The sequence below is a fragment of the Coriobacteriaceae bacterium genome (genome assembly GCA_025993015.1).
In the GTDB taxonomy this organism is placed as follows: domain Bacteria; phylum Actinomycetota; class Coriobacteriia; order Coriobacteriales; family Coriobacteriaceae; genus Collinsella.
The window spans coordinates 1,534,882-1,557,235 of sequence record DAJPFV010000001.1 but is presented as its reverse complement, the minus strand read 5'-3'; the positions used below and the strand labels follow the sequence as shown (position 1 = coordinate 1,557,235).

Sequence of the window (22,354 nt, the reverse complement as noted above, 5' to 3'; positions counted from 1 at the left end):
CCGCACCATTCATTGTCAGCACCGCCCCAGACCAAGCCAGAGAAAGATGGCGTGGCGACAGCCAGATGGCCGCCACCGCGCCTCACACGTTATTTCGGCAAGCCGCTGTTAGCGTCGGAATAATTTAGTTACTTCTTAATACCGCGTCCCAGACGCTTGGCGACCGATGCCACGGCCTCCTCGCTGGCCGGCCCGCAGCTCGTGCAGCCGTCATGGGCACGCATCTGGCCGGTGACCTCGTCCATCGCGAGCGGCGCCACCTTCTCGAGCTTAAAGCCCTTGCCGGCGCGCATGTTTTCCTTTGCCACGCTGATCATAAGCTTAATACGGTTGAGCTGGTTGACCTCGGATGCACCGGGGTCGTAGTCCACCGCGACGATGTTGCTCTCGGGATGCTGGCGGCGCAGCTCCTTGATCACGGCCTTACCCACCACGTGGTTGGGCAGGCACGCGAAAGGCTGCGTGCAGATGATGTTGGGCGCACCGTGGTCGATCAGGTCGAGCATCTCGGCCGTGAGCAGCCAGCCCTCGCCCATGTTGTTGCACACCGAAAGCACCGTGCGGGCCTTGTCGGCCATGGTGCCGATGCGCTCGGGAGCCTCAAAGCGGCGAGACTTTTCGAGCATCTCCTCCACCGGCGTGCGCATCCAGTCCACGAGCTTGATGAGCGCCTGCATGCCAGCGCGCGTGGTAGCAGAGCTTCCCAACTCGTCCTTCTGCAGCTCGGCGCTGCTCATGGAGTAGAGGAAGAAGTCGAGCAAGCCCGGCACCACTGCCTCGCAGCCCTCGCGCTCGATAACGTCGACCACATGGTTGTTGGCCGTGGGATGGAACTTGACCAGAATCTCGCCGACCACGCCCACGCGCGGCTTGGTGCCCTCGCCCACGAGCGGCATGGTGTCGAACGCGCGAATGGCTTCGCGGCACAGCTTGGTGTAGTTGTGGCGGTTGAACTTGGGCGCCAGCTTGCGGGCGCGCGCCATGTACTCCTCGTAGAGCGCATTGGCGGCACCGGGCGTGGCCTCGTACGGGCGGCAGCGATAGAGCATCTGCATCATCACGTCGCCAAAGAGCACCGCGTAAACTGCCTGCTTAAGCAGCGCTGGCGTAATCTTAAAGCCGGGGTTGTCCTCGCCGAGCGCCACGGCCGAAAGCGAGATTACCGGGATCTCGGGGTGGCCGCTCTCGCGCAGGGCCTTACGGATGAGCGCGATGTAGTTGGTGGCACGGCAGCCGCCGCCGGTCTGGCTGATGACCACGGCCGTCTTGGACAGGTCGTACCGACCGCTCTCGATGGCCTCCATGATCTGACCCGTCACCAGGATCGACGGATAGCAGATGTCGTTGTTCACGTAGCGCAGACCGGCCTCGACGGCATCGTGGTCGGTCGAGGGCAGCAGCTCCAAGTTGTAGCCGGCACCGCGGAACACCTCTTTGACCAGGTCAAAGTGAATCGGCGCCATCTGCGGGCACAGGATGGTGTAGCCCTCGTCGCGCATCTGTTCGGTAAAGGGCACCTTGGGCCACGCGGTCGAAGCACTCTCGCGCTGCGCCTCAAACGTGTACTTGCGGCTCGCGAACGCGGGGGCATCCGTGGAGGGCGCCACCGGCGCGGCATCGCACTGCTCGTAGGCCTCGCCTGCGGCCGTGGCCTCGGCCAAGCGCTCGGCCTCCTGGTCCTTGAGCGCCGCCATGAGCGAGCGGATGCGGATGCGCGCGGCGCCCAGGTTGGACACCTCGTCGATCTTGAGCACGGTGTAGATCTTGCCGCTGGCTTCCAGAATCTCCTGCACCTGATCGGTGGTCAGGGCATCAAGGCCGCAGCCGAAGGAATTGAGCTGGATCAGGTCCAGATCGTTGCGCATGGTCACAAAACGGGCGACGGCGTAGAGGCGGCTGTGGTACATCCACTGGTCGACGACGCGAATCGGACGCTCGGGCTTTACCAGATGCGCGAGCGAATCCTCGGTAAAGACCGCAAAGCCAAAGCTCGAGATAAGCTCGGGCAGGGCGTGGTTGATCTCGGGGTCGTTATGGTAGGGACGACCGGCGAGCACGATGCCGTGACCGCCGTGGTCCTCGACCCACTTAAGAGCCTCCTCGCCCATAGTCTGGATGTCCTCGTGGAAGCGCGCATCGGCCTCAAAGGCGGCGTTGACGGCGGCATCGACCTCGGAGCGCGTGATCTTGGGTCCACGCACGCGACCGCGACCAGCCTCGGCATCGGCCACGCGGTCGACGGCGAGCACCTGGTACAGGCGGCGCTTGAGCTCGGTCTTGTCGTGATAGGGCACAAACGGGTACAGGAACTCGATGTTCTGCTCGCGGATCTCGTCGATGTTGAGCGCCAACGCCGTGGGGTAGCTCATGACGATGGGGCAGTTATAGCAGTTGCCGGCGGTCGGATCCTCCTTGCGCTCCCAGCGTACGCACGGCATCCAAATGAAGTCGACATCGCGGTCGATAAGGTTCATCACGTGGCCGTGGCTCATCTTGGCCGGATAGCACACGCTCTCGGACGGCATGGACTCGATGCCCGCCTGGTAGGTCTTCTTGCTCGACTGGTCGGACAACTGCACGCTAAAGCCCAAGCGCGTAAAGAACGCGTGCCAGAAGGGGTAGTTCTCGTACATGTTGAGTGCGCGCGGGATACCCACGGTGCCGCGCGGGGCCTCGTCGGGACTCAGGACCTCGCGGTTAAAGAGCAGCTCGTTTTTCTTTTTGAAGAGGTTGGGGGCCTCGGTCTTCTGCTTTTTGTGGCCGGCGCCCTTCTCGCAGCGGTTGCCGGTGATAAAGCGCCTGCCGCCGCCAAAGTCGTTGACGGTAAGCTGGCAGTTGTTGGAGCAACGGCCGCAGCGGACGTGCTTTTGCGTCACGGTGAGGCGCGCGATGTCCTCGGCCGAGAGGATGGTCGAGGTGCCGTCGGCGCCGGCGCGATCGCGGGCGAGCAGGGCCGCACCGTAGGCGCCCATGCAGCCGGCGATGTCGGGACGCACGGCATGAACGCCGGTGAGCTGCTCAAATGCGCGCAGCGTGGCATCGGACATAAAGGTGCCGCCCTGGACGATCACCTGGCTGCCGATCTCCTTGGGGTCGCGCAGCTTAATGACCTTGAACAGGGCATTCTTGATGACGGAATAGGACAGGCCGGCCGCGATGTCGCCCACCGTGGCGCCTTCCTTTTGCGCCTGCTTGACGCGCGAGTTCATAAAGACCGTGCAGCGACTGCCCAGGTCGACCGGGGCCTTGGCATGGATGGCGGCATCGGCGAACGCGCGCACGTCCATGTTCATAGAGACGGCGAAGCTCTCGATAAAGCTGCCGCAGCCCGACGAGCAGGCCTCGTTGAGCATGATGTGTTCGATGACGCCGTCCTTGACGCGCAGGCACTTCATGTCCTGGCCGCCAATGTCCAGAATGAACTCGACGCCGGGCAGGAACGCCTTGGCGCCGCGCAGGTGCGCGACAGTCTCGATCTCGCCGGAGTCGGCCTTGAGGGCCTCGATGAGCAGCGCCTCGCCGTAGCCCGTGGTAGTCACGTGGCCGATGGTGCAGCCGGCGGGGATGTGGTTGTAGAAATCGGCCATGATGACCTTGGCCGTGCCTAGGATGTCGCCGTTGTTGTTGCCGTACCAGGTGTGCAGCAGCTGACCGTCCTCGCCCACGAGCGCGGCTTTCATGGTGGTGGAGCCGGCGTCGATGCCGATGAACACGCGGCCGGTGTAGCCGTCGAGCTTGCCCTTGGGGACGACCTCGGTGTCGTGGCGGGTCTTGAACTCGGCAAAGTCCTCGTCGGTGGCAAAGAGCGGATCCAGACGCTCGACCTCGGCACCTTGCGTGTCGCCCAGGCTGTCGATGGCCTCGATGAGCTGCGGGAACGTGCTGAGCTTGTTGGACTCGTGCGCCATGGCGGCGCCGCTCGCCACAAACAGGTGGGCGTTTTGGGGCACGATACGGTGCTCCTCGTCCAGGTTGAGCGTGAGGTAGAAGCGGTGGCGCAGCTCGGAGAGGTACTGCAGCGGGCCGCCCAGGAAGGCGACGTTACCGCGGATGGGACGGCCGCACGCCAGGCCCGAGATGGTCTGGGTCACGACAGCCTGGAAGATGGAGGCGGCCACGTCCTCGGGGCGGGCGCCCTCGTTGAGCAGCGGCTGCACGTCGGTCTTGGCAAAAACGCCGCAGCGGCTGGCGATGGGATAGATGGTGGTGGCGTTGGCCGCGAGCTCGTTAAGGCCGCTGGCATCGGTGTGCAGCAGGGTGGCCATCTGATCGATGAACGCGCCCGTGCCGCCGGCGCAGGTGCCGTTCATGCGCTGCTCGATGCCGTTGTCAAAGTAGATGATCTTGGCGTCCTCGCCGCCCAGCTCGATGGCGACATCGGTGGCCGGGATGAGGGTCTCGACGGCACGCTTGCTGGCGATGACCTCCTGGACAAACTCCAGGTCGAGCCACTGGGACAGCAGCAGGCCGCCCGAACCGGTGATGGCGCAGGTCATTTGGGCAGCCGGCAGCACGGTCGCAGCGCCCTCGAACAGGTCGCGGGCGCAGGCGCGGACGTCGGTGTGGTGGCGCTGGTACTTGGCGTAGACGATCTGGTTGTCGTCGTTGAGCACGGCGAGCTTGACGGTGGTAGAGCCCACGTCGATGCCCAGGTGCAGGTTGCCGCGAGCGTTCTCGGGGTTAAAGATCGCTCCTTCGGGGGCCTGGGCGGCGGTGGCAGGCTCAGCGGCGGTGGCGGGCTCGCTAGCGACGGACGTCTCCCCCGCCGTATTCTTGGCCTCGGCAACTGCCTCGGCAACCTTCTCGGCAGCCGCGGTCGCTGCCTTCTGTGCGGCGTCCACCACGGCAGGCGCGGCCTCGCGTGCGGCAGCGACCATGCGATCCTTGATGCCCTCGACGAGTTTGCTCATTGTCTCTCCTCTTAGTTGTTGGACTCGACGGTTGCGGCGGTGTCGACCGCATCCTCGAGCTGCAAATTCAATAACTTCATGCCGTATTCCGGCACGTTGATATCGATGGGTTGGCCATACAGGTCACCGGGGCGCACAAAAGCGAGCACCGTCATAATGCGCGCCATGGCCTCGGGCGATTCGGTGAGCCCACGCTCAAACCAGCGCTGAATCATGCCGACCTCGGCACTCACAACGTAGGTGACGTAGTAGTCAAAGAACGTGCCCAGCGCCAGGCCCAAAATGCCCGTCTGCGCACGCGGCACCACAGCCTCACGCGCGGTGTCGATAATCCTTTTAATGAAGGCCTGGTCGCCGCCCGGACCCAGCAGCGCACCGATTAAGTCGCGGTTGGCCGCAAGATAGCGCAGCAGCTCAACCGAACCGGGCGCCGGCTCGAGCTCATCGATGTTGTGATAGAGATCGGGCAGCTGAGCTGCGGTGATGAGCTCAATGCGCTCACGGATCTCGGCCAGCAAGCCGTCTTCGATTTGATTGATGAAGTCGGGGATATCGCGGTAGTGCGAATAGAACGTGCGGCGCGTAAGACCAGCGCGCTCGGTGAGCGACGCGACGTTAATGCGCGAAAGGTCGCCGCTCTCCGCAAGCTCGCTGGCAAGCGCCTGGCGAAGGGCACGCTGCGAGCGGAGGGACCGGCGATCGCATTTCTCGAGCTGGGACAAGCGTCCTCCTTGTTACTCAGTCTGTGCGCTATTGCACAGTGCGAGTATTATTGCACACCGTGTGCATCAACACGTAAAGGCAATATTTGGATGCGACAAAGGGGCAGTCCCTTTGTCACATTCAGCGACCGCCTAGGTTGTGCCAGTTGTGCCTGGCTTTTGAAGCGGCATTACCGATTGTCCAAAATGTCATTCGTGGTTAGAATAGTGTCGACGGCAGCCCAAGTTGTAGCTAGCTGGGCAGCGCCGTTGTTTGCATTAGGGGGTCAACGCCTTAGCGGCGGCGACCCCTTCTGTTGCGCTTCGAACGCTGCTTGAGTGCCTCGGAAAGGCCGACAAGCGCCGTGAAGAACGAGACCAGAGCGGTCAGAAGTCTCACGAAATCAATCAAATCGGTCATGGGCATCACCTCCCATCAGATGGAGGGCGCTGCCCGGCACATGGAACTGCCGTCAACGATACCGATTCTATCAAAGCGCAGTTAGATATGCGAATGTTTGTTCGTATATAAGAAGATTGGGGCTCGGGCATGGCGGAGGAACAGTTCCTTTGCCATGCCCGAGCTTGTTGCCGGACTGTCACCTACATTTTTCGAGTTATTCGGCCACGCTGCTGGTTCTGTATAACTGCACCGCTGGGATTATCTGAGGGTTTTTGTCCTTATTTGAGTGCATACATGCCCATTTGCACACTTACGTCGCCGAATCAAACACCATTAGAGGTGTGAATGTTCCCGAGACGGCAACTTTAGCCCTTGAACGGCCTCCGGCAGGCCGAATAACTCGAAATTTGTTGGTGGCGAAAGCGTAACAGTCCCATACGCCAAAAGCCGGCATCTCCCAAGTGACAGGGGGACTGTCCCTTTGTCACATTATTCGATGACGGTGCGGGAGTTTTGCTCGCGCATGGTGGCGAGCATGTGTTTGGGGACGGCGTGGACCATGCAGCCGCCGATGGTCGCGGTCGCGGCGGCCTTAGCTGCATCGCTTGCGTTTTTGGTCGCGTAGCTGTGGCGGAAACGCTTGAGCATGGCGATGTCGTTGCCGCCGTCTCCATAGACCGCGACCTCGTCCTCGGCAATACCGTAGTAGCCCGCCAGCCAGGCCACGCTCTCGCCCTTGTTGCATGCCACGTCCGTGATCTCGAACATCACCGGATCGAACGGCGCGTTGACCACACGGTCCGAGCGCTCGGCAAGATACGACTTAAGGTCACGCTCCAGCTCGGGCGAGGTCACGCGACAATTGATCTTGCATACATCGTGACGCAAGATATCGCCGATCGACTGGTCGAAATACTGCTCCTCGTGATACCCGCCGCGCGCACGCATGCCGCGCATCACGATGCGCTTGATGGGACTGTCCTTTTTAAAGCCCGCCTGATGCATCTCGAACGAACCGCTCGAGTACATGCCATCGGGCGTGGAACAATCAAAGCAAATGTCCGGGAACGCCTTGAGCAGTTCCTCAGTGACCTGCGGATCGATGGTCCAAGTCTTGAGCACCTCGCCATGGCTGTCGCGCACGATGGATCCATTGGAGCAGCAGGCATCGAGCGCCAGCCCCGTAAAGCCATGCTCGCCGATCGGAAGCGTCGAGCGTCCGGTCGCGGGAACCACATGCAGGCCAGCCTCGGTCAGCTCGCGAATGGCACGGCGGATGGTCCCATCCGCCTCATGCAGGGCGTTCAGCAGCGTTCCGTCTAAGTCACTCGCGAACATCTTGATCATGGACATGCCTCTCCTTCGTCTGCCCGATATTGTAGACGAAGGAGAGGCATGTCCAAACAATGCCGTCCCGGCGCGGCGTACCACCGCCTTCACAAATTCACGGTGCCCCAGCGCGTTAAGACAATCGCCGCAATCGATTTTTCAGCCGATAAAACAGAGCCGTCGTCAACGTCAGCACCGCCAACATGGCTGCGAATACAATCGCCGGTGTCCATCGATCATATGCAACCCCGTACGTCAATTGGCCGATAGGCGTTGCGCAGGAAAGGACCATGTAAACGACCGAAAGCACTTTTCCGCAGAGCTCAGTCGGCGCTACCCGCTGAACAAACGCGATGATTTCAACCGACGTAATGCTCGCCCACACCATGACCCATGCCGAACCAACCGCAAACACGGTGAACACGCATACATCTACGCCGAACAGCAGCGTAACAATAATCGGCGCGACTCCAAAACAGATCATCGCAACATATCGGCATATGCCATTGAAAGAAAAACGATGCGGCCAAATGCCGACCAAGCCACTGCCGGTAAGACCACCCAGGCCCAGAGCAACCTCAACTATCCCAACGCAGGACGATTGCATGCCGAGATGCTTTGTAACAATAATGGGAGCGCCAATCGTTAGCCCAACCAACGCAAGGTTCAAAACTGCCGCAAGCAAAATCACAGCGACCAATGATGCATTTTGCAACAGATACCGAATCGACTCCCGAAAATCGTTTCGGCATGTCGTGCGAGTCGCGCCGTCTCTCATCGTTTCAGATGAGGCGTTTTGCTTGAGTGCGACCCCAAACAAGAGAGCTGAAATCGCAAACGCCACCGACGCGGTTGTGCAAAGAGCATCGATGCCAAAGCACCCATAGACTGCCGTCCCGACCACAGGACCCAAGATATTGCTCACCATGGTCATCTGCGAAACCAATGCAGTGGCCCGCTCAACCTTCTCTTCACCCGCCATACGCACCTTCTCAATTTGGAGCATTGGCTTTAGCAGCGATTGAACACCATATTGAACACAAAGTATCGCTACTACGACGACCGCAAGAGGCAATGAGTGCTTCATGGGGATAGACAGCAGTGATGCAGTCATCAGAGCAATGCCGAGGGCCACGAGGGCCTCGCGATGTCTTCCCCTATCCGCCAAGATTCCGCCAATCGGAGTTGCGAGTACGCCGGGTATGAACGCTATCGCCACGGCGGCGCCATATAACGTTGACGATCCGCTGCAATCGAACAAGTAAAGCGGATACGCAAAGCACAGCGCCGACAGCATCGAATACGTGCACAGCTGCGCAACCAGAAGTTCCGCGAGCCTGATTGACCGCACTGTTTTTGATTTCAACGAGACGCCGACGTCTCTCAGCCCAGCCATAAGCCCACCCCCTATACATACCACTAGTATGTATTTAATGACTTGAAAAGGGCAGCCGTGGCTACCCTCACAAATCAATTACATACCGTTGGTATCTATATTACCACCCGGCGCGGTCCCATACGTCCCAAATTCGCGCCGTTGTCTGAAGCACTTCATTACCCAAATCGAGCCCCACCGCGGCAGCCATCTGCGCCAAACATTGTGCGCGAGCGAGCATTCGCTCCTTGGGCTCGAGCGGACGGAACAGCGGCAGCAGCCAGAGATTCGCCAGCAACGATACGGCCTCCGCCGCTTCGCGCGGGCATTCGCACGCAATGGAGCCGTCGGCGATGCCCTCCTCGATCACTGGCAAGAGACAGTCCTCGGCTGACTCGTCAAACGAGCCCTGGTACTGCATCGCCAGTAGACGCGAGCTTTTTACCGGATCCGCCGCAGGATGCATGCGTGCCCATAGCTCAATTTGCGGAACAACGGACTCGGGCGCGTACAGCCGCCTGAGCTTTTGGGCTCCGGTCATATTACCGACGCCAAGCATCGAGCGGCGGTGCTCAACAATCGGAGTCATCGCCCGATCAAACGCGGCGTTGAAAATCTCTTCTTTGCTCTTGAAGTGATGATAGACAGCGCCCTTGGTCATGCCGTCGAGACGGTCAACGATATCTTGAATACTCGTCCCCTCATAACCCTGTGCGCAGAATAGCTCCAGTGCCGCGTCGAGAATCTTCGCGACCGTCTCCTCGGGATATTTATTGCGACCCATAATCCGCCCATCCGCAACGCAAGTCTTGTGCCTCATTGCAGCATTTTAACGTTGCGGATGGCAGACGGTCGATTCTACACCGCGGCCGGGCCGTGTTCGCCGGTGCGAATACGGATGACTTCTTCGACCGGTTCGACCCAAATCTTGCCGTCTCCGACGGCGCCGGTGCGAGCGGCGTTGCAGATGATGTCGACAATTCCATCGACATGCTCGTCGGCACAAATGAGCGTGAACTGCACCTTAGGGATCGTGTTGACAAGCAACTCGTTGCCGCGCACGTATTCCTTCCAGCCATGCTGTGCGCCGCAGCCCTGGACCTGGTTGATAGTCATACCGCGAACATCAGCAGCAAACAGCGCATCTTTAAGAACCTCAAGCTTCTCCTGGCGCACGATAGCCGTGATCTTTTTCATAATGAATTCCTCTCTTTAATAAAGAAATGAATTGCTCATTCATGTGGCACGGGTTTTCCAAATGCCGCAAACCAACCTCAGAAATCAAAAAGTTCAACTGACTGGTCTTAGCAGGTTTCCCAAGTGCCGCAGATTGCCGTGAAAGAGGAGCGAAGCGTACTTAAGTACGTGCGCGACGATTGAGCGGCAAGGTGCGGTGCTTGGGGAAGCTGCTAATCGAGTCCGGAGAACGAAGGGTAGGCGCTCTCGCCGTGCTGACTGGCATCCAAGCCCAGCGCCTCATCGGCCTCGTCCACGCGCAGGCTGCCGCGGAACAGCGCCTTGACCACCGCGGCAATCACCAAGTCGAGCACCAGCACAATAGCGACCGTCACCACAATGCCCAGGATTTGCGAGATGAGCAGCGACATATCACCCGTGTAGAACAGGCCGCCCTTACCGGTCCACGAAAGCTCCGGCACGCAGAACAGGCCCGTGAGCACGCCGCCCAAGATGCCGCCGATACCATGGCAGCCAAACGCGTCGAGCGCATCGTCGTAGCCGAACTTGGTCTTGAGATGGCTGATGGCCAGGTAACAGACGGGAGAGACGATCAGGCCCATGACCAGCGCCGCCCACGGCTCGACAAAGCCCGCGCCCGGCGTGACCACCACAAGGCCCGCAACCAGACCGGTGCTGGCGCCCACCAGCGTGGGACGACCGGTGTGCACGCGCTCGACGGCAAGCCACGAGACCATGCCCGCCGCGCTGGCCGTCACGGTGTTGAGGATGGCGAGCGCCGCCACGGCGTCGGCCTTAAACTCGCTGCCGCCGTTAAATCCAAACCAGCCAAACCAAAGCAGGCCGGCGCCCAGTGCTACAAACGGCACGTTATGCGGACGATAGCTCACCATGCCAAAGCCGCGACGACGGCCGAGCATTAAGCAGAGAATCAGGCCCGTAAGACCGGACGAAATGTGCACCACGTCGCCGCCGGCAAAGTCGAGCGCTCCGATGATGTCGCCGATAAAGGAGCCATCGCCGCCCCAAACCATGTGGGCGAGCGGCGCGTAAACCACGAGCAGCCAAATGCCCAGGAAAGCCGTCATGACACCAAACTTAACGCGACCTGCCAGGCTGCCCGTGACGATAGCGGCGGTGATCATGGCAAACGCCATCTGGAAGGCGATGTTGATGATCTGAGGATAGACGGCACCGTCCGTGGCATTGCCCTCGGCCGCCTGCAGCACCTGGTTGAGCACCGGTAGGCACAGCAACTGGTCAAGGCCTCCAATAAACGGGCTGGAACCGTCGCCGCCGTAGGCCAGCGACCAGCCAGCAACAATCCACAGTACACCAACCAGGCCAATGGCGCCAAAGCACATAAGCATGGTGTTGATGACATTTTTGCGCCTGGACAGGCCGCCATAGAAAAACGCCAGACCCGGTGTCATTAAAAACACGAGCATGGTGCAGATGAGCATAAACGTTGTCGATCCCGTATCGTACATTCGCTCCCCCTTGGTCGCATGAACGTTGTCGGCGCTCATGATGCGGCCGAGGGCCAACTGGTGTAGACCAGATACGGCGTTGTTAAACGCTGCGTTGTCGAATGGAAACGGTGCCGCAATCTTGGAAACGGCACGGCAACGGGCGCGAAACGAACGGGAAACGTGCGAACGAGAAGGGCGCGCTTGGCTCCGTTCTGGCTAGCGGCGGAACAGCTCGCGGGCTCGGTCACGGAGGTCGGTAGCTCGGATGACGCCCTCGTAGCGGTTGATGCGCAAGCGCGGGAAGGCATTGAAGAAGCGCAGGTCGCGTCGGCTGAGCGACACGCTTGGCACCGGACGGCTCATGCGCTTGCCGGCAAGGCGACGGCTGAGCGACGGACGGGGCACGCTCGGCGCGGCATCGGCCACGCGGCGGGCAGCGAGCGCCAGGCCGCGAGCACCATCCGAGATAAACGTCGGCATCGAAGCCTTCTCGCGCAGGGCATCGAGCGCCGCGTCGCCCAGCTCGGCCAGCCAAGCGTTAACGGCGCGACCGCGGATATGCGTCTGCGCCACCGAGTCAATCGCCGAATCGGGAATACGTTCGAGCATAGAGTCGGAGGCGTCGGCAAGCGACTCATTGATGCGGTCGGCAAGGTCGGCACGCACACGCTCAAGCTGATCGGACAGGCGGCGCCAGCTGGCCAACGAGCACACCGCATCGACCATCATCGCGACCGCGACGATAAAGGCGGACAGCCGCACAATCAGCACCGGCAGATGGCCAAGCAGCCCCAGCAATGCCGGCTCCACTAAGCGGCAAATACACAACGCGCCCAAGCCAAACGCGCAGGCCCAGTACAGGCAGATGCGTCCGTGCAGGTTAAACGGCAGATGCGAGTAATCCCAAAACCGGGCACCCGTCGTTTTTTCCAACAGCACGCCCACGCTATATTCGATCACGCTGCATACGAGCGCGGCAGCGACAAACTGGCTCGAGGCATCCGGAATCCCGCGCAACAGCAGCCAGCAGGCAATGCCGCCCGCGCCATAGATTGGGCAGCACGGCCCCAGCAAAAAGCCGCTGTTGGCAAATCGTCCGTGATTAAGCATGGCGCAGACTGTCGACTCCCATGCCCAGCCGCAAAACCCGTAAAAGGCAAACGAGAGCACCAGCGCCGAGAGTGGGCAGGCGGCAAGCGTCGCGCCGCCAAATGCCATGTCGATCGCGGTTCCCACCGTCTACTCACTCCTCTTTTCGTTCGATTCTTTGCTCGAGCCGTCACTCGGGCCCTCGTTCAAATCGTTCGCGCCGCCTTTGCGCGGCAGACGGCCGGCAATCGTCTCGCGCAGCGCGCACCATTTATCCGCCAGGCACACAATCCATGCCTCACGACACGTCGGCGGCACCGGTACCAGCGGAAACATATGGCGCGCGATGATATTCCGCTCGCGCGACGTCAGCTCAAAATCTTCCTCCGCACGCGCCAGGGCAAAAAACGGATGCCGAAATCCGTGCAGTCGATGGCTCGGGTCGGGGTCATGCCAATCGTAGAGAAAGTAATCGTGCAGCAGGGCCCCGCGCAGCAGCGAGGCGCGGTCGATCGAAATGCCAGCACGGCCCAAGCGCTCGGCAAAGGACAGACTTGCCCGCGCTACCGAGGTCACATGCGTATAGACCGTCACATCGCCATGTTGGATAAACTCATGCGTCAGGCCCAAGCGGCCCGTCTGGGCAAGCTGACGGGCGGCATCGTCGACCTCGCGCGCGATTTTCTCGGCACGAACGGTATCGGACATGCTGCCTCCTTCCAGCGGCTCACGGCGGCAAGCCACGGCCTGCACACATTGAATAAAATCATCATCGAATTTACCAGTATGGCATCGGACAAAACGTTTTGCCCCACCAGTTGGCGAATTACCGCGCCGCCGTCACATATCAAACGCCAAAATGTGCGAGACTGTCTTGTGCAATTGTGCCGGCCGAGGGAGCGCCGGCGCTCGATTCGCATGGAGTAACCCACAACGATGCTGCTTACGCAAACGACAACGCCCGAGGACGTCAAGGCTCTCGATCGCGCCGAGCTTCCGCTGCTCTGCGGCGAGATCCGCCACGCCATCCTCGAAAGCTCCGCCGCCGTCGGCGGACACGTTGCCCCCAACCTGGGCGTCGTTGAGCTCACGGTCGCGCTCCATCGCGTGTTCAACTCCCCCACCGACAAGATCGTCTTTGACGTGTCGCACCAGACCTACGCCCACAAGGCGCTGACCGGGCGCGCATATACCTATATCGATCCGAATCGTTTTGGCGAGGCCTCCGGCTTTGCCAACCCCGACGAGTCCGAGCACGACCTGTTTGCCATGGGCCACACTTCTACGTCCGTGAGCCTAGGCTGTGGCTTGGCGCATGCTCGCGACCTAGCGGGCGATGCGTACAACGTCATTACCGTTATTGGCGACGGCTCGCTTTCGGGCGGCTTGGCGTTTGAGGGTCTCGACAATGCCGCCGATCTCGACAGCAACCTGATCATTATCGTCAACGATAACGACCAGTCCATTGCCGAGAACCATGGCGGCCTGTATCGCAATCTGGCCGAGCTGCGAGCCAGCAACGGTACCTGTGAGCGCAACGTTTTCCGCGCGATGGGGCTCGACTACCGCTATCTGGACGCCGGTAACGATGTGTTGGCCCTGGTCGACGCATTGCAGGAACTGCGCGATATCGATCATCCCATCGTGCTGCATGTCTCCACCGCCAAGGGCAAGGGCTTTGAGCCGGCCCAGAGCGACCCCGAGCGCTGGCACCACGTGGATCCGTTTGACATGGCGACTGGGCGCAAGCTCTGCCCGGGCCATCCGAGCGAGCCTGCGCCGCGCACCTATGCCGACATTACGGGCGAGGCGCTCAGCGCCGCCATCGAGCACGATCCGCAGGTCGTGGGCATCACGGCCGCCACGCCCTACATCATGGGCTTTACACCCGAGCTTCGCGCCGCGGCAGGCAAGCAGTTTGTTGACGTGGGCATTGCCGAGGAGCACGCCGTGACCTTTGCCACCGCGCTTGCGCGCTCGGGCGCCAAGCCAGTCTTTGGCGTGTACGGCACGTTTTTGCAGCGCGCCTACGACGAACTGTGGCACGACCTGTGCCTCAACGACGCCCCCGCAACCATCCTGGTATTTGGCGCGTCGATCTTTGGCACCACATCCGAGACGCACCTCTCGTTCTTTGATATTTCCATGCTGGGCGGACTTCCCAACATGCGCTACCTTGCACCTGCCTGCATGGAGGAATATCTGTCCATGCTGAGCTGGTCGCTCGACCACCGCGAGCATCCCGTGGCGATTCGTGTACCGGGCATCGGCCTGGTAAGCCGCCCCGATCTGGCACCTGCCGAGGACGCCGATTACGGCGTCGCGCGCTACAGCGTCGTGCGTCAGGGCCGCGATGTGGCCGTGCTTGCACTCGGCGACTTCTTTGAGCTGGGCGAGCGCGTGGCGAACCGCTTGGCCGCCGAGTACGGCATCGAAGCCACACTCGTCAACCCGCGCTTTGCGACCGAGCTCGACCGCGAGTTCCTCGACAGCCTTGCCGCCGAGCATCGCGTCGTCGTCACCCTCGAGGACGGCATCTTGGACGGCGGCTGGGGCGAGTGCGTGGCGTGCTACCTGGCCTGCACGCCCGTGCGCACGCGCACCTTCGGCATCGCCAAGGGCTTCCCCGACCGCTACGACCCCAACGAACTGCTCGCACAGAACGGCATGACGGTCGAGAACATGGCCGCCGAAACCGTGAGACTGCTCAACGAGTAAGAAAACCTCCGCAAGGGAAGCACCCTCGTGGAGGTTTTTGTTTTCACAGCTCAATTATCTCAATCTGTAACAGATAGAGACCTTTTGGCCTTCCAGATGTTACAGATTGAGACATTCAAATTCCCCTGAAGAGAAAATCTCGATCTGTAACAGTTACTCGGCAAAAACGGCTGCAGATGTTACAGATTGAGACAAAGCAGCAAGGCAGGCCGCCACATCTGCAAGAACCACCACAAAGGTGCCTGTCCCTTTTTGGTAGGTAGAATAACCCATAAGACAAGTATGTTTCTGAGTTATTTCGTGTTGACCCATTTGAGCGCGATAGGGTATAACTCTACTCAACCGCTAGGGATTTTATTGAGAAAGGTGTTCACCTATGAGCAAGAACCTCTCCCAGCAGGTCGTTCTCGACCGCCGCGGCTTCGTTGCCGCCACCTTCGCAACCGTCGCCGGCCTTGGTCTTGCCGGCTGCTCCGACACCAGCGCCGAGGCCGACAAGGGTTCCGCCGCCGGCTCCTCCAAGAGCTCCGAAGATACCGAGGCTTCCACCACGCTCGACGCCAAGGCATTCGACAAGCTCGTCGACAACGGCCCCAAGGCCGATGACGACGCCATCGCCGCCAGCACCTGGGCCACGGCCGTCAAGGACGCCGGCGTCTTTAAGATCGGTGGCGTTCAGACCTCCACGCTCTTCTCCCTCCTCAACGAGAAAGACGGTCAGACCCGCGGCTTCGATGCCGGTATCGCACAGCTCCTGTCCAACTACATCCTGGGCGAGAACAAGGTCGAGATCACCCAGGTAACCTCGGACACGCGTGAGTCCGTCCTGCAGAACGGCCAGGTCGACGCCGTCTTTGCCACCTACACCATCACCGACGAGCGCAAGAAGCTCGTCTCCTTCGCCGGCCCCTACTACTACACCCAGCAGGCCATCCTGGTGCTCGCCGATAACGACGACATCAAGAGCGTCGACGACCTGGCCGACAAGAACGTCGCCGTCCAGTCCGGCTCCAACGGCCCCGCCATCCTGGAGGAGTTCGCCCCCAAGGCCAGCCAGCAGGAGTTCAAGACCGACGAGGAGGCCCGCCAGGCACTCCAGCAGGGCCGCGTCGACGCCTACGTCATCGATAACAACATGCAGCAGAGCGCCCTGGTCCGCGAGCCCGGTAAGTACAAGATCGCCGGCAAGCCCTTCGGCAGCAAGGAGCCCTACGGCATCGGTCTGCCGCTCGATTCCGACGGCGTCGCCTTTGTCAACGACTTCCTTAAGAAGATCGAGGACGACGGCACCTGGACCGAGCTGTGGCAGATCTGCATCGGCGACCGTACGGGCGACACCAACGTTCCCGAGCTGCCCGAGATCGGCGCCTAGGCAGCGAGCCTGGTAACGGCCGCAACGAAACCATACGGAAACGCACGATGCGCTTTATTGCGGTAAACTGTTTCCTCACTGAGTTGTCGGGGCTTCCGTACACACGGGAGCCCCTTTCCTTACCGGCGGGAGGTCCGCATGAGTCTCTCCGAGCTCTGGTCGCTCTATGGCCAGAACTATATCGACGCGCTGCTCGCAACCTGGGGCATGACGCTTGAGTCGTTTGCCATCGCCATGGTGCTGGCCGTCGCCGTCACCGTGATGCGCGTGTCGCCGCTCAAGCCGCTGCGCGTCTTTGGCGACCTGTATGTCCAGGTCTTCCGTAACATCCCCGGCATCGCGCTGCTTATCATCGTCGTCTACGCGCTGCCGCCGCTCAAGGTCGTCCTGCCCTACCGCACCTGCGTTATCGTCGCCACGGTCCTTTTGGGCTCGGCCTTTGGCTCCGAAAACTTTATGAGCGGCATCAACACCGTCGGCGTCGGCCAGGTGGAAGCCGCCCGCTCGCTGGGCATGAGCTTCAGCCGTATCCTCGCCAAGATCGTGATTCCGCAGGCGCTGCGCTCGAGCGTGCTGCCCATGACCAACCTCTTTATCGCCGTCATGCTCACCACCGCGCTCGGCAGTCAGGTGCCGCTTAAACCGCAGGAGCTCACCGGCGTGGTGAGCTACATCAACACGCGCTCGCTCGGCGGCGTCGCCGCGTTCTTTATCTCGGCGCTCGGCTACCTGGGCACGGCCTTTGTGGTGAGCCACATTGGCAACTATATCGATAAGAAGGTGAGGATCCTCCGATGAGCAAGCACTCCACCTCCGCGCTCACCATGCGCGATGCGCTCTACGAGGCTCCCGGCCCCAAGATGCGCGCCAAGATTCGCGTCGGCACCGCTATCTCACTTGTTGCCGTGGCCGCGCTCATCGCTCTGGTACTGCAGCGCTTTTATGTGACCGGCCAGCTTTCGGTCCATTACTGGTACTTCTTTACGCACCTCACCACCTGGAAGTTCCTGCTTGCCGGTTTTGAGGGCACGGTAAAGGTCGCGCTCACCGCCGGCGCCATCGCGCTGGTACTGGGCTTAGCCCTCATGCTCGGCCGTACCAGCGACATCAAGCCGCTGCAGCTGGTCTGCCGCGTGCTCACCGATTTCTTCCGTGGCGTGCCGAGCCTGCTGTTCATCTACTTCTTCTTTTTGGTGCTGCCTCAGTACAAGATTTCACTGCCGTCGTTTTGGATGCTCACGCTTCCCGTCGCGCTCGCTGCAGCCGGCGTACTTGCCGAGATCTTCCGCGCAGGCGTCAACGCCGTGCCGCGTGGTCAGGTCGAGGCAGCCCAGGCGCTCGGTCTCTCCAAGGCCAAAATCACCTTTAAAATCGTATTGCCCCAGGCGATTCGGTTTATCATTCCGTCGTTGATTTCGCAGCTCGTGGTCGTAGTCAAAGACACCACCGTCGCCTACGTGGTGAGCTACCCCGACCTCATGCAAAATGCCCGCGTGCTCATTACCAACTACGACGCCCTCGTGTCGGTCTACCTGGTTATCGCGGTCATCTACATCCTCATCAACGTCGCGATCAACAAGGCCGCTGTCTACGTTTCGCACAAGACCGGCGCGACCATCATTCGCTAACGATTTACCATTTCGAGTCATAAGGAGCCGAGCACCATGGCACAGAGCACTTCTTCTACCGGTAATCAGCCGCTGATCGAGCTCAAGCACGTCGATAAGCACTATGGCGATCTGCACGTCCTCAACGACATCAATCTCTCGGTCGACCGCGGCGAAGTCGTCGTCGTGATCGGCCCCTCGGGCTCGGGCAAGTCGACCATGTGCCGAACCATCAACCGCCTGGAAACCATCGACTCGGGCGAGATCCTCATCGAGGGCGAGCCTCTGCCGCAGGAAGGCAAGGATCTTGCCCGCATGCGCGCCGAGCTGGGCATGGTGTTTCAGCAGTTCAACCTGTTCGCGCATATGACGGTGCTGCAGAACGTCATGCTGGGGCCGGTCGACGTGCTGGGCGTGTCCAAGGAGGAAGCTCGTGAGCGCGCCATGGACCTGCTGAGCCGCGTGGGCGTTGCCGAACAGGCCGACAAGGTGCCCGCTCAGCTCTCGGGCGGCCAGCAGCAGCGCGTGGCCATCGCCCGCTCGCTCGCCATGCAGCCCAAGGCCATGCTCTTTGATGAGCCCACGAGCGCCCTTGACCCCGAGATGATCAACGAGGTGCTCGAGGTCATGGTTCGTCTGGCCCAGCAGGGCATGACGATGATCGTCATCACGCACGAGATGAACTTCGCCCGCCGCGTGGCCGACCGCGTCGTGTTTATGGCCGACGGCCAGATCGCGGAGACCGGCACGCCCGACGAGTTCTTCGACCATCCCCAGACCAAGCGCGCCCAGGACTTCCTCAACTCCATTAAGGGCCACTAACCAGCTGCGCGCTCGCCCGTTTGCCATGACCATCCGGATTCGAAAGTTACACCTATGATCGGAACTCGCACTTCATCGTCCTTTACCCCGCATGTCGACGTCGCCCCTGCCGACCGCCCGCTTATCCTCGTCGCGCCGCGCTGGGAAGAGGCGAAGCCGTTTTTGAGCGAGACGCTCTCCCCCAACGAGGAAATTGCCAGCGTCTTTGTCGATGCCATCCTTGCCGCCGGCGGCCTGCCGCTTCAGATGTCCATCACCGAGGACATCGAGGTTATCCGTCATTACGTCGATATCGCCGACGGCATCGCCATTCCCGGCGGCCCCGATGTCAATCCCAAACGTTGGGGCGATGATCGACCCTACGACCCCACCCTCTGCTGTGAGATCCGCGATAGCTTTGAGTTTAAGCTGGTCGGCGAGGTGCTCCGCGCCAAAAAGCCGCTCTTTACCACCTGCCGCGGCACGCAGTTGCTCAATGTCGCCACTGGCGGCACTCTGTGCATGGACGTGCCGAGCCTGGGCGCTCGCGAGGGCCGCACACAGTGGCGCCATACCCACGTGCTCAACGATCCCGTGCACCCTGTCGAGGTCATGCCGGGCTCGCTGCTGGAGCGCGCGCTTGGCGGCCACAGACTGATCCAGACCAACTCAGCACATCACTGCTGCGTCGATCGTCTGGGTAAAAGCACGCGCTTGGTCGCCAAGGCAACCGACGGTGTTCCCGAGTGCATCGAGGTCGAAGGCCAACCATTCTGTCTAGGCGTGCAATGGCATCCCGAGTACACGTGGAAGACGCTCGAAACCGACTTTAACCTGTGGAAGTCGTTTGTCGAGGCGGCGGCAAAGGTAAAGCAGGCCCGCTAGCTCGCGAACCACTCAGGTTAAAGCCTCCTAAGCCGGGGGGGCGGACACCAGCTACGGTGCCCGCCCCCCCTGTATTTGATATGCTCGGTATGATTATCCCTCACAAACAATCAGAGAAATCTCGACCGCAATCGGTCGACAGTAAAGCAAATGATAAAAACGCTTGCTACGTTTATGAGGCAGTCAATTAAAATCGAGATGCATTGACCATTCCCCAACGGGGTCACGCCACAAATCCACATGAGCATCGAGGACGGAAGCGGAAGCATGGAAATGGCCCCGAGCTGTATGTAGATCGCTACAACGTTGACAAGCAGCAGCATGCCAATCGGACCGAAGCCGGATCCAAAATAGGAAACAGCAATCACGCAAGAGACCACGTATGCAAGGCAGACGACACTCGCCAGAAGAAGTCGATAGCAAAAAATATTCAGGTTGAAATACTGCTGAGCATCCAAAACGATTACGCAGTTAAGACAGTACAAAACGACACTCGACAAGATAAACGCGCCCAAAAGGGCAAAAGAAGACAGCACCACTCGCGCAACGATAGCGCACACACGCTTCCCTCCCCGAGCCTCCGACAACCCCCACGGTTCCTCAATAAAGCCCGAACTGACAAAGCGCGGCACAATGCAAGCCGCGATGAACGGAAAGAACAATGCATGAGCCAACGGGGCTACGTTGAACAGCAAACCGCGGAAAACCTCTGCATTACCAAATAGAAGGACATCCTCTGCCGATAGCCGAAGCGTCGGGTCTGGGAAAAAGCCCAAGAAACTGTTCTCACGGAGGCTACAGAACCACATCGGGAAAGAATTAAGCTGCAATACCACCATGCACGCATAAATTACCAGGATTAAGGCGTACGCCCATTTGCTCACATGCTTCAATTCTGACTGGAGAAGTCTTTTAATCTGACGAGTCATTGAGCACACCCCCAGCGCGAAAGCTCACGAGAGCATAAATCAATACCGATAGACAGCTGGCTGCCACGCCATATCCCAGAAGTGTCAGCTGACCCATATCTCTATACCCAAGGGCACATCCGACTCCAAGGTACGGCCCCGGAAGGAGGAAAATCCATCGCAAGGATGGTATGGGCGCCTGGAGGAAGGTTCCGTAGAGCGTCAAGCTCATGACAAATCCAATAATTATCGCAGCCCCGCTCAATACAGCGCTGCCTGTAATCCGATAGATGGTCACCGTCTCCAGCGCAACCGATATCACCAATACAGCGTTGACTATCATTGCAGGCAAAAATGCAGTTAGTATGTTGTGCGAGTAGTTATGCCCTCCACGTATTATGGCTATTGCAAAAAGAAGAAGGCAAAGCGCGCTATACGCTGCGCCAATTATTAAAGCAGACGAAAATGCATGGGCTAGAGCCCCATAAAAGCGGTTGAGACCTCTTGCCGAAGAAATTCGGTGCCCCTCTTTATAGCCATGCTCCTGTAAAAGCACCAAACAAACGATGAGTGGAACGAACAGGGATGTACCGGCAAAAGCGCTGCGCGCAAGGGACTCATCAGGCGCAGAAGGATCGATTGCATTCCAGAGGAAACCAATATCCTCCCCACAAACGCCATAGCCAAAGGCGAGCAACGTTGTTCCGTTTTTTAGAAAGATGCCGAAGAGAAGGCCGAACGCCAGCATAAGCGCAAGACCAAACTTCGCCGGAAATATCCTGTGCAAACGCATCATATCTGCCTTTATGGGATGGATCGCCCGCTTCATAGCGAGACCGCCTTCATCAAGCGCCTGTAATACTCTTTTAGGGACGACGCCTCATCCCTTATGACATCCATCGATTCCTTTTTCAGCAGTTCACCGTCATGAATAAACACGCAACTTGTTGCAACCGATGCCAGCTCATCCAAGTCGTGGCTAGAGATAAGCATGGTTTTGCCCTGCTCCCGATTCAATCGGCCGATAAGGGTCCATATGCTCTCAATGCCCAGCGGGTCCAACCCGTTTGCTGGCTCATCAAAAATAAGCAGATCAGTGTCACCCAACAAAGCTGTAGCTATATCCAGCCGCCGTTTCATTCCCAGAGAAAAACTGCCTACGCTCTTTTTCTCATCGATGTCCAGCCCGACTAGGCCCAAGACGCGAGGAACCTCACGTTTCTCATCGAGCCCCCATTCCGCACATCGGATCCGAAGATTCTCAGCCGCACTGAGGGATTGGTATGCTCCGCAGGAATCTGGCACATAGCCGACACGCGTCCGCATCAGGCTCAGCTCTTTTTTCGACTTGCCTCCAAAGAGCTCCACGCTCCCCGACGATGGCTCACAGAGGCCCAATACGATTTTAATAAGCGTGCTTTTGCCCGCCCCGTTTGCACCAACAAGGGCGCAGAGCTCAGACTGATGCACCTCGAAGGAAACGTCATGCAAAACGCGGCGCCTCCCATAGCGCTTTGACACCCTTGATAGCCTTATCGTTGATACGTTCATTGGCCTCCCGTTCCGCTTGATAGCAAAACCGCTCAT

At 59.9% G+C, this 22,354-nt stretch carries 19 protein-coding genes; 6 read left to right on the top strand and 13 right to left on the bottom strand.

Translation table 11 applies throughout. From position 1 onward, the window contains the following. Window positions 1-128 precede the first annotated feature (128 nt). From OIL77_06635 to OIL77_06590, 10 genes are all read right to left on the bottom strand, one after another. Window positions 129-4,910, bottom strand: coding sequence for a 2-hydroxyacyl-CoA dehydratase (locus OIL77_06635; GenBank protein ID HJI45080.1), 4,782 nt, complete (start codon window positions 4,908-4,910; stop codon window positions 129-131). Window positions 4,911-4,921: 11 nt separating this feature from the next. Then, window positions 4,922-5,632 (bottom strand): TetR family transcriptional regulator C-terminal domain-containing protein, encoded by a 711-nt coding sequence (locus OIL77_06630; protein ID HJI45079.1) that lies wholly within the window; start codon window positions 5,630-5,632, stop codon window positions 4,922-4,924. Between the two features lie 274 nt (window positions 5,633-5,906). Next, on the bottom strand, window positions 5,907-6,032 hold the full coding sequence (locus tag OIL77_06625; GenBank protein HJI45078.1) for a hypothetical protein: 126 nt from the start codon (window positions 6,030-6,032) through the stop codon (window positions 5,907-5,909). A gap of 471 nt (window positions 6,033-6,503) precedes the next feature. Next, entirely contained in the window at window positions 6,504-7,361 is an 858-nt protein-coding gene (locus OIL77_06620) for a Cof-type HAD-IIB family hydrolase (protein HJI45077.1), read from the bottom strand. Between the two features lie 115 nt (window positions 7,362-7,476). Further along, window positions 7,477-8,739: an MFS transporter gene (locus tag OIL77_06615; protein ID HJI45076.1), complete on the bottom strand. Its 1,263-nt coding sequence runs from the start codon at window positions 8,737-8,739 to the stop codon at window positions 7,477-7,479. 100 nt (window positions 8,740-8,839) lie between these two features. Then, a complete protein-coding gene (locus OIL77_06610; GenBank protein HJI45075.1) occupies window positions 8,840-9,502 on the bottom strand; it encodes a TetR/AcrR family transcriptional regulator in 663 nt (220 codons plus the stop codon). A 74-nt stretch (window positions 9,503-9,576) separates the two neighbouring features. Next, window positions 9,577-9,915: a P-II family nitrogen regulator gene (locus OIL77_06605; GenBank protein HJI45074.1), complete on the bottom strand. Its 339-nt coding sequence runs from the start codon at window positions 9,913-9,915 to the stop codon at window positions 9,577-9,579. Between the two features lie 212 nt (window positions 9,916-10,127). Beyond that, on the bottom strand, window positions 10,128-11,405 hold the full coding sequence (locus tag OIL77_06600; GenBank protein HJI45073.1) for an ammonium transporter: 1,278 nt from the start codon (window positions 11,403-11,405) through the stop codon (window positions 10,128-10,130). Between the two features lie 198 nt (window positions 11,406-11,603). After that, window positions 11,604-12,623: a putative ABC transporter permease gene (locus OIL77_06595; protein ID HJI45072.1), complete on the bottom strand. Its 1,020-nt coding sequence runs from the start codon at window positions 12,621-12,623 to the stop codon at window positions 11,604-11,606. Between the two features lie 3 nt (window positions 12,624-12,626). Next, window positions 12,627-13,184: an HD domain-containing protein gene (locus tag OIL77_06590; GenBank protein ID HJI45071.1), complete on the bottom strand. Its 558-nt coding sequence runs from the start codon at window positions 13,182-13,184 to the stop codon at window positions 12,627-12,629. Between the two features lie 228 nt (window positions 13,185-13,412). Here OIL77_06590 and OIL77_06585 point away from each other — a divergent pair, with 228 nt between their 5' ends. The 6 genes from OIL77_06585 to OIL77_06560 all read left to right on the top strand — a co-directional run bounded on the left by OIL77_06585 (window position 13,413) and on the right by OIL77_06560 (window position 19,859). Further along, a complete protein-coding gene (locus tag OIL77_06585) occupies window positions 13,413-15,194 on the top strand; it encodes a 1-deoxy-D-xylulose-5-phosphate synthase (GenBank protein ID HJI45070.1) in 1,782 nt (593 codons plus the stop codon). A 376-nt stretch (window positions 15,195-15,570) separates the two neighbouring features. Next, window positions 15,571-16,566: a glutamate ABC transporter substrate-binding protein gene (locus OIL77_06580; protein HJI45069.1), complete on the top strand. Its 996-nt coding sequence runs from the start codon at window positions 15,571-15,573 to the stop codon at window positions 16,564-16,566. 138 nt (window positions 16,567-16,704) lie between these two features. Next, window positions 16,705-17,364 carry an amino acid ABC transporter permease gene (locus OIL77_06575; GenBank protein HJI45068.1) on the top strand — a complete coding sequence of 220 codons (660 nt, stop codon included), beginning with the start codon at window positions 16,705-16,707 and terminating at the stop codon, window positions 17,362-17,364. Continuing rightward, the gene (locus OIL77_06570) at window positions 17,361-18,194 is read left to right on the top strand and encodes an amino acid ABC transporter permease (GenBank protein HJI45067.1); all 834 of its coding nucleotides are present in this window, start codon (window positions 17,361-17,363) and stop codon (window positions 18,192-18,194) included. The genes OIL77_06575 and OIL77_06570 overlap by 4 nt, the downstream gene beginning before the upstream one ends. A 72-nt stretch (window positions 18,195-18,266) precedes the next feature. Further along, the gene (locus tag OIL77_06565) at window positions 18,267-18,995 is read left to right on the top strand and encodes an amino acid ABC transporter ATP-binding protein (protein ID HJI45066.1); all 729 of its coding nucleotides are present in this window, start codon (window positions 18,267-18,269) and stop codon (window positions 18,993-18,995) included. A 54-nt stretch (window positions 18,996-19,049) separates the two neighbouring features. Further along, window positions 19,050-19,859: a gamma-glutamyl-gamma-aminobutyrate hydrolase family protein gene (locus tag OIL77_06560; protein ID HJI45065.1), complete on the top strand. Its 810-nt coding sequence runs from the start codon at window positions 19,050-19,052 to the stop codon at window positions 19,857-19,859. A gap of 110 nt (window positions 19,860-19,969) precedes the next feature. Here OIL77_06560 and OIL77_06555 read toward each other — a convergent pair whose 3' ends face one another. Genes OIL77_06555 through OIL77_06545 form a run of 3 tightly spaced genes read right to left on the bottom strand, consistent with a single transcriptional unit; the run spans window position 19,970 to window position 22,354 of the window. Further along, complete coding sequence (locus OIL77_06555) at window positions 19,970-20,788, bottom strand: hypothetical protein (protein ID HJI45064.1); 819 nt, start codon at window positions 20,786-20,788, stop codon at window positions 19,970-19,972. Continuing rightward, on the bottom strand, window positions 20,772-21,596 hold the full coding sequence (locus OIL77_06550; GenBank protein ID HJI45063.1) for a hypothetical protein: 825 nt from the start codon (window positions 21,594-21,596) through the stop codon (window positions 20,772-20,774). Before OIL77_06550 ends, OIL77_06555 begins: the two co-directional genes overlap by 17 nt. Then, window positions 21,593-22,354, bottom strand: a complete 762-nt coding sequence (locus OIL77_06545; GenBank protein ID HJI45062.1) for an ABC transporter ATP-binding protein — start codon at window positions 22,352-22,354, stop codon at window positions 21,593-21,595. Before OIL77_06545 ends, OIL77_06550 begins: the two co-directional genes overlap by 4 nt.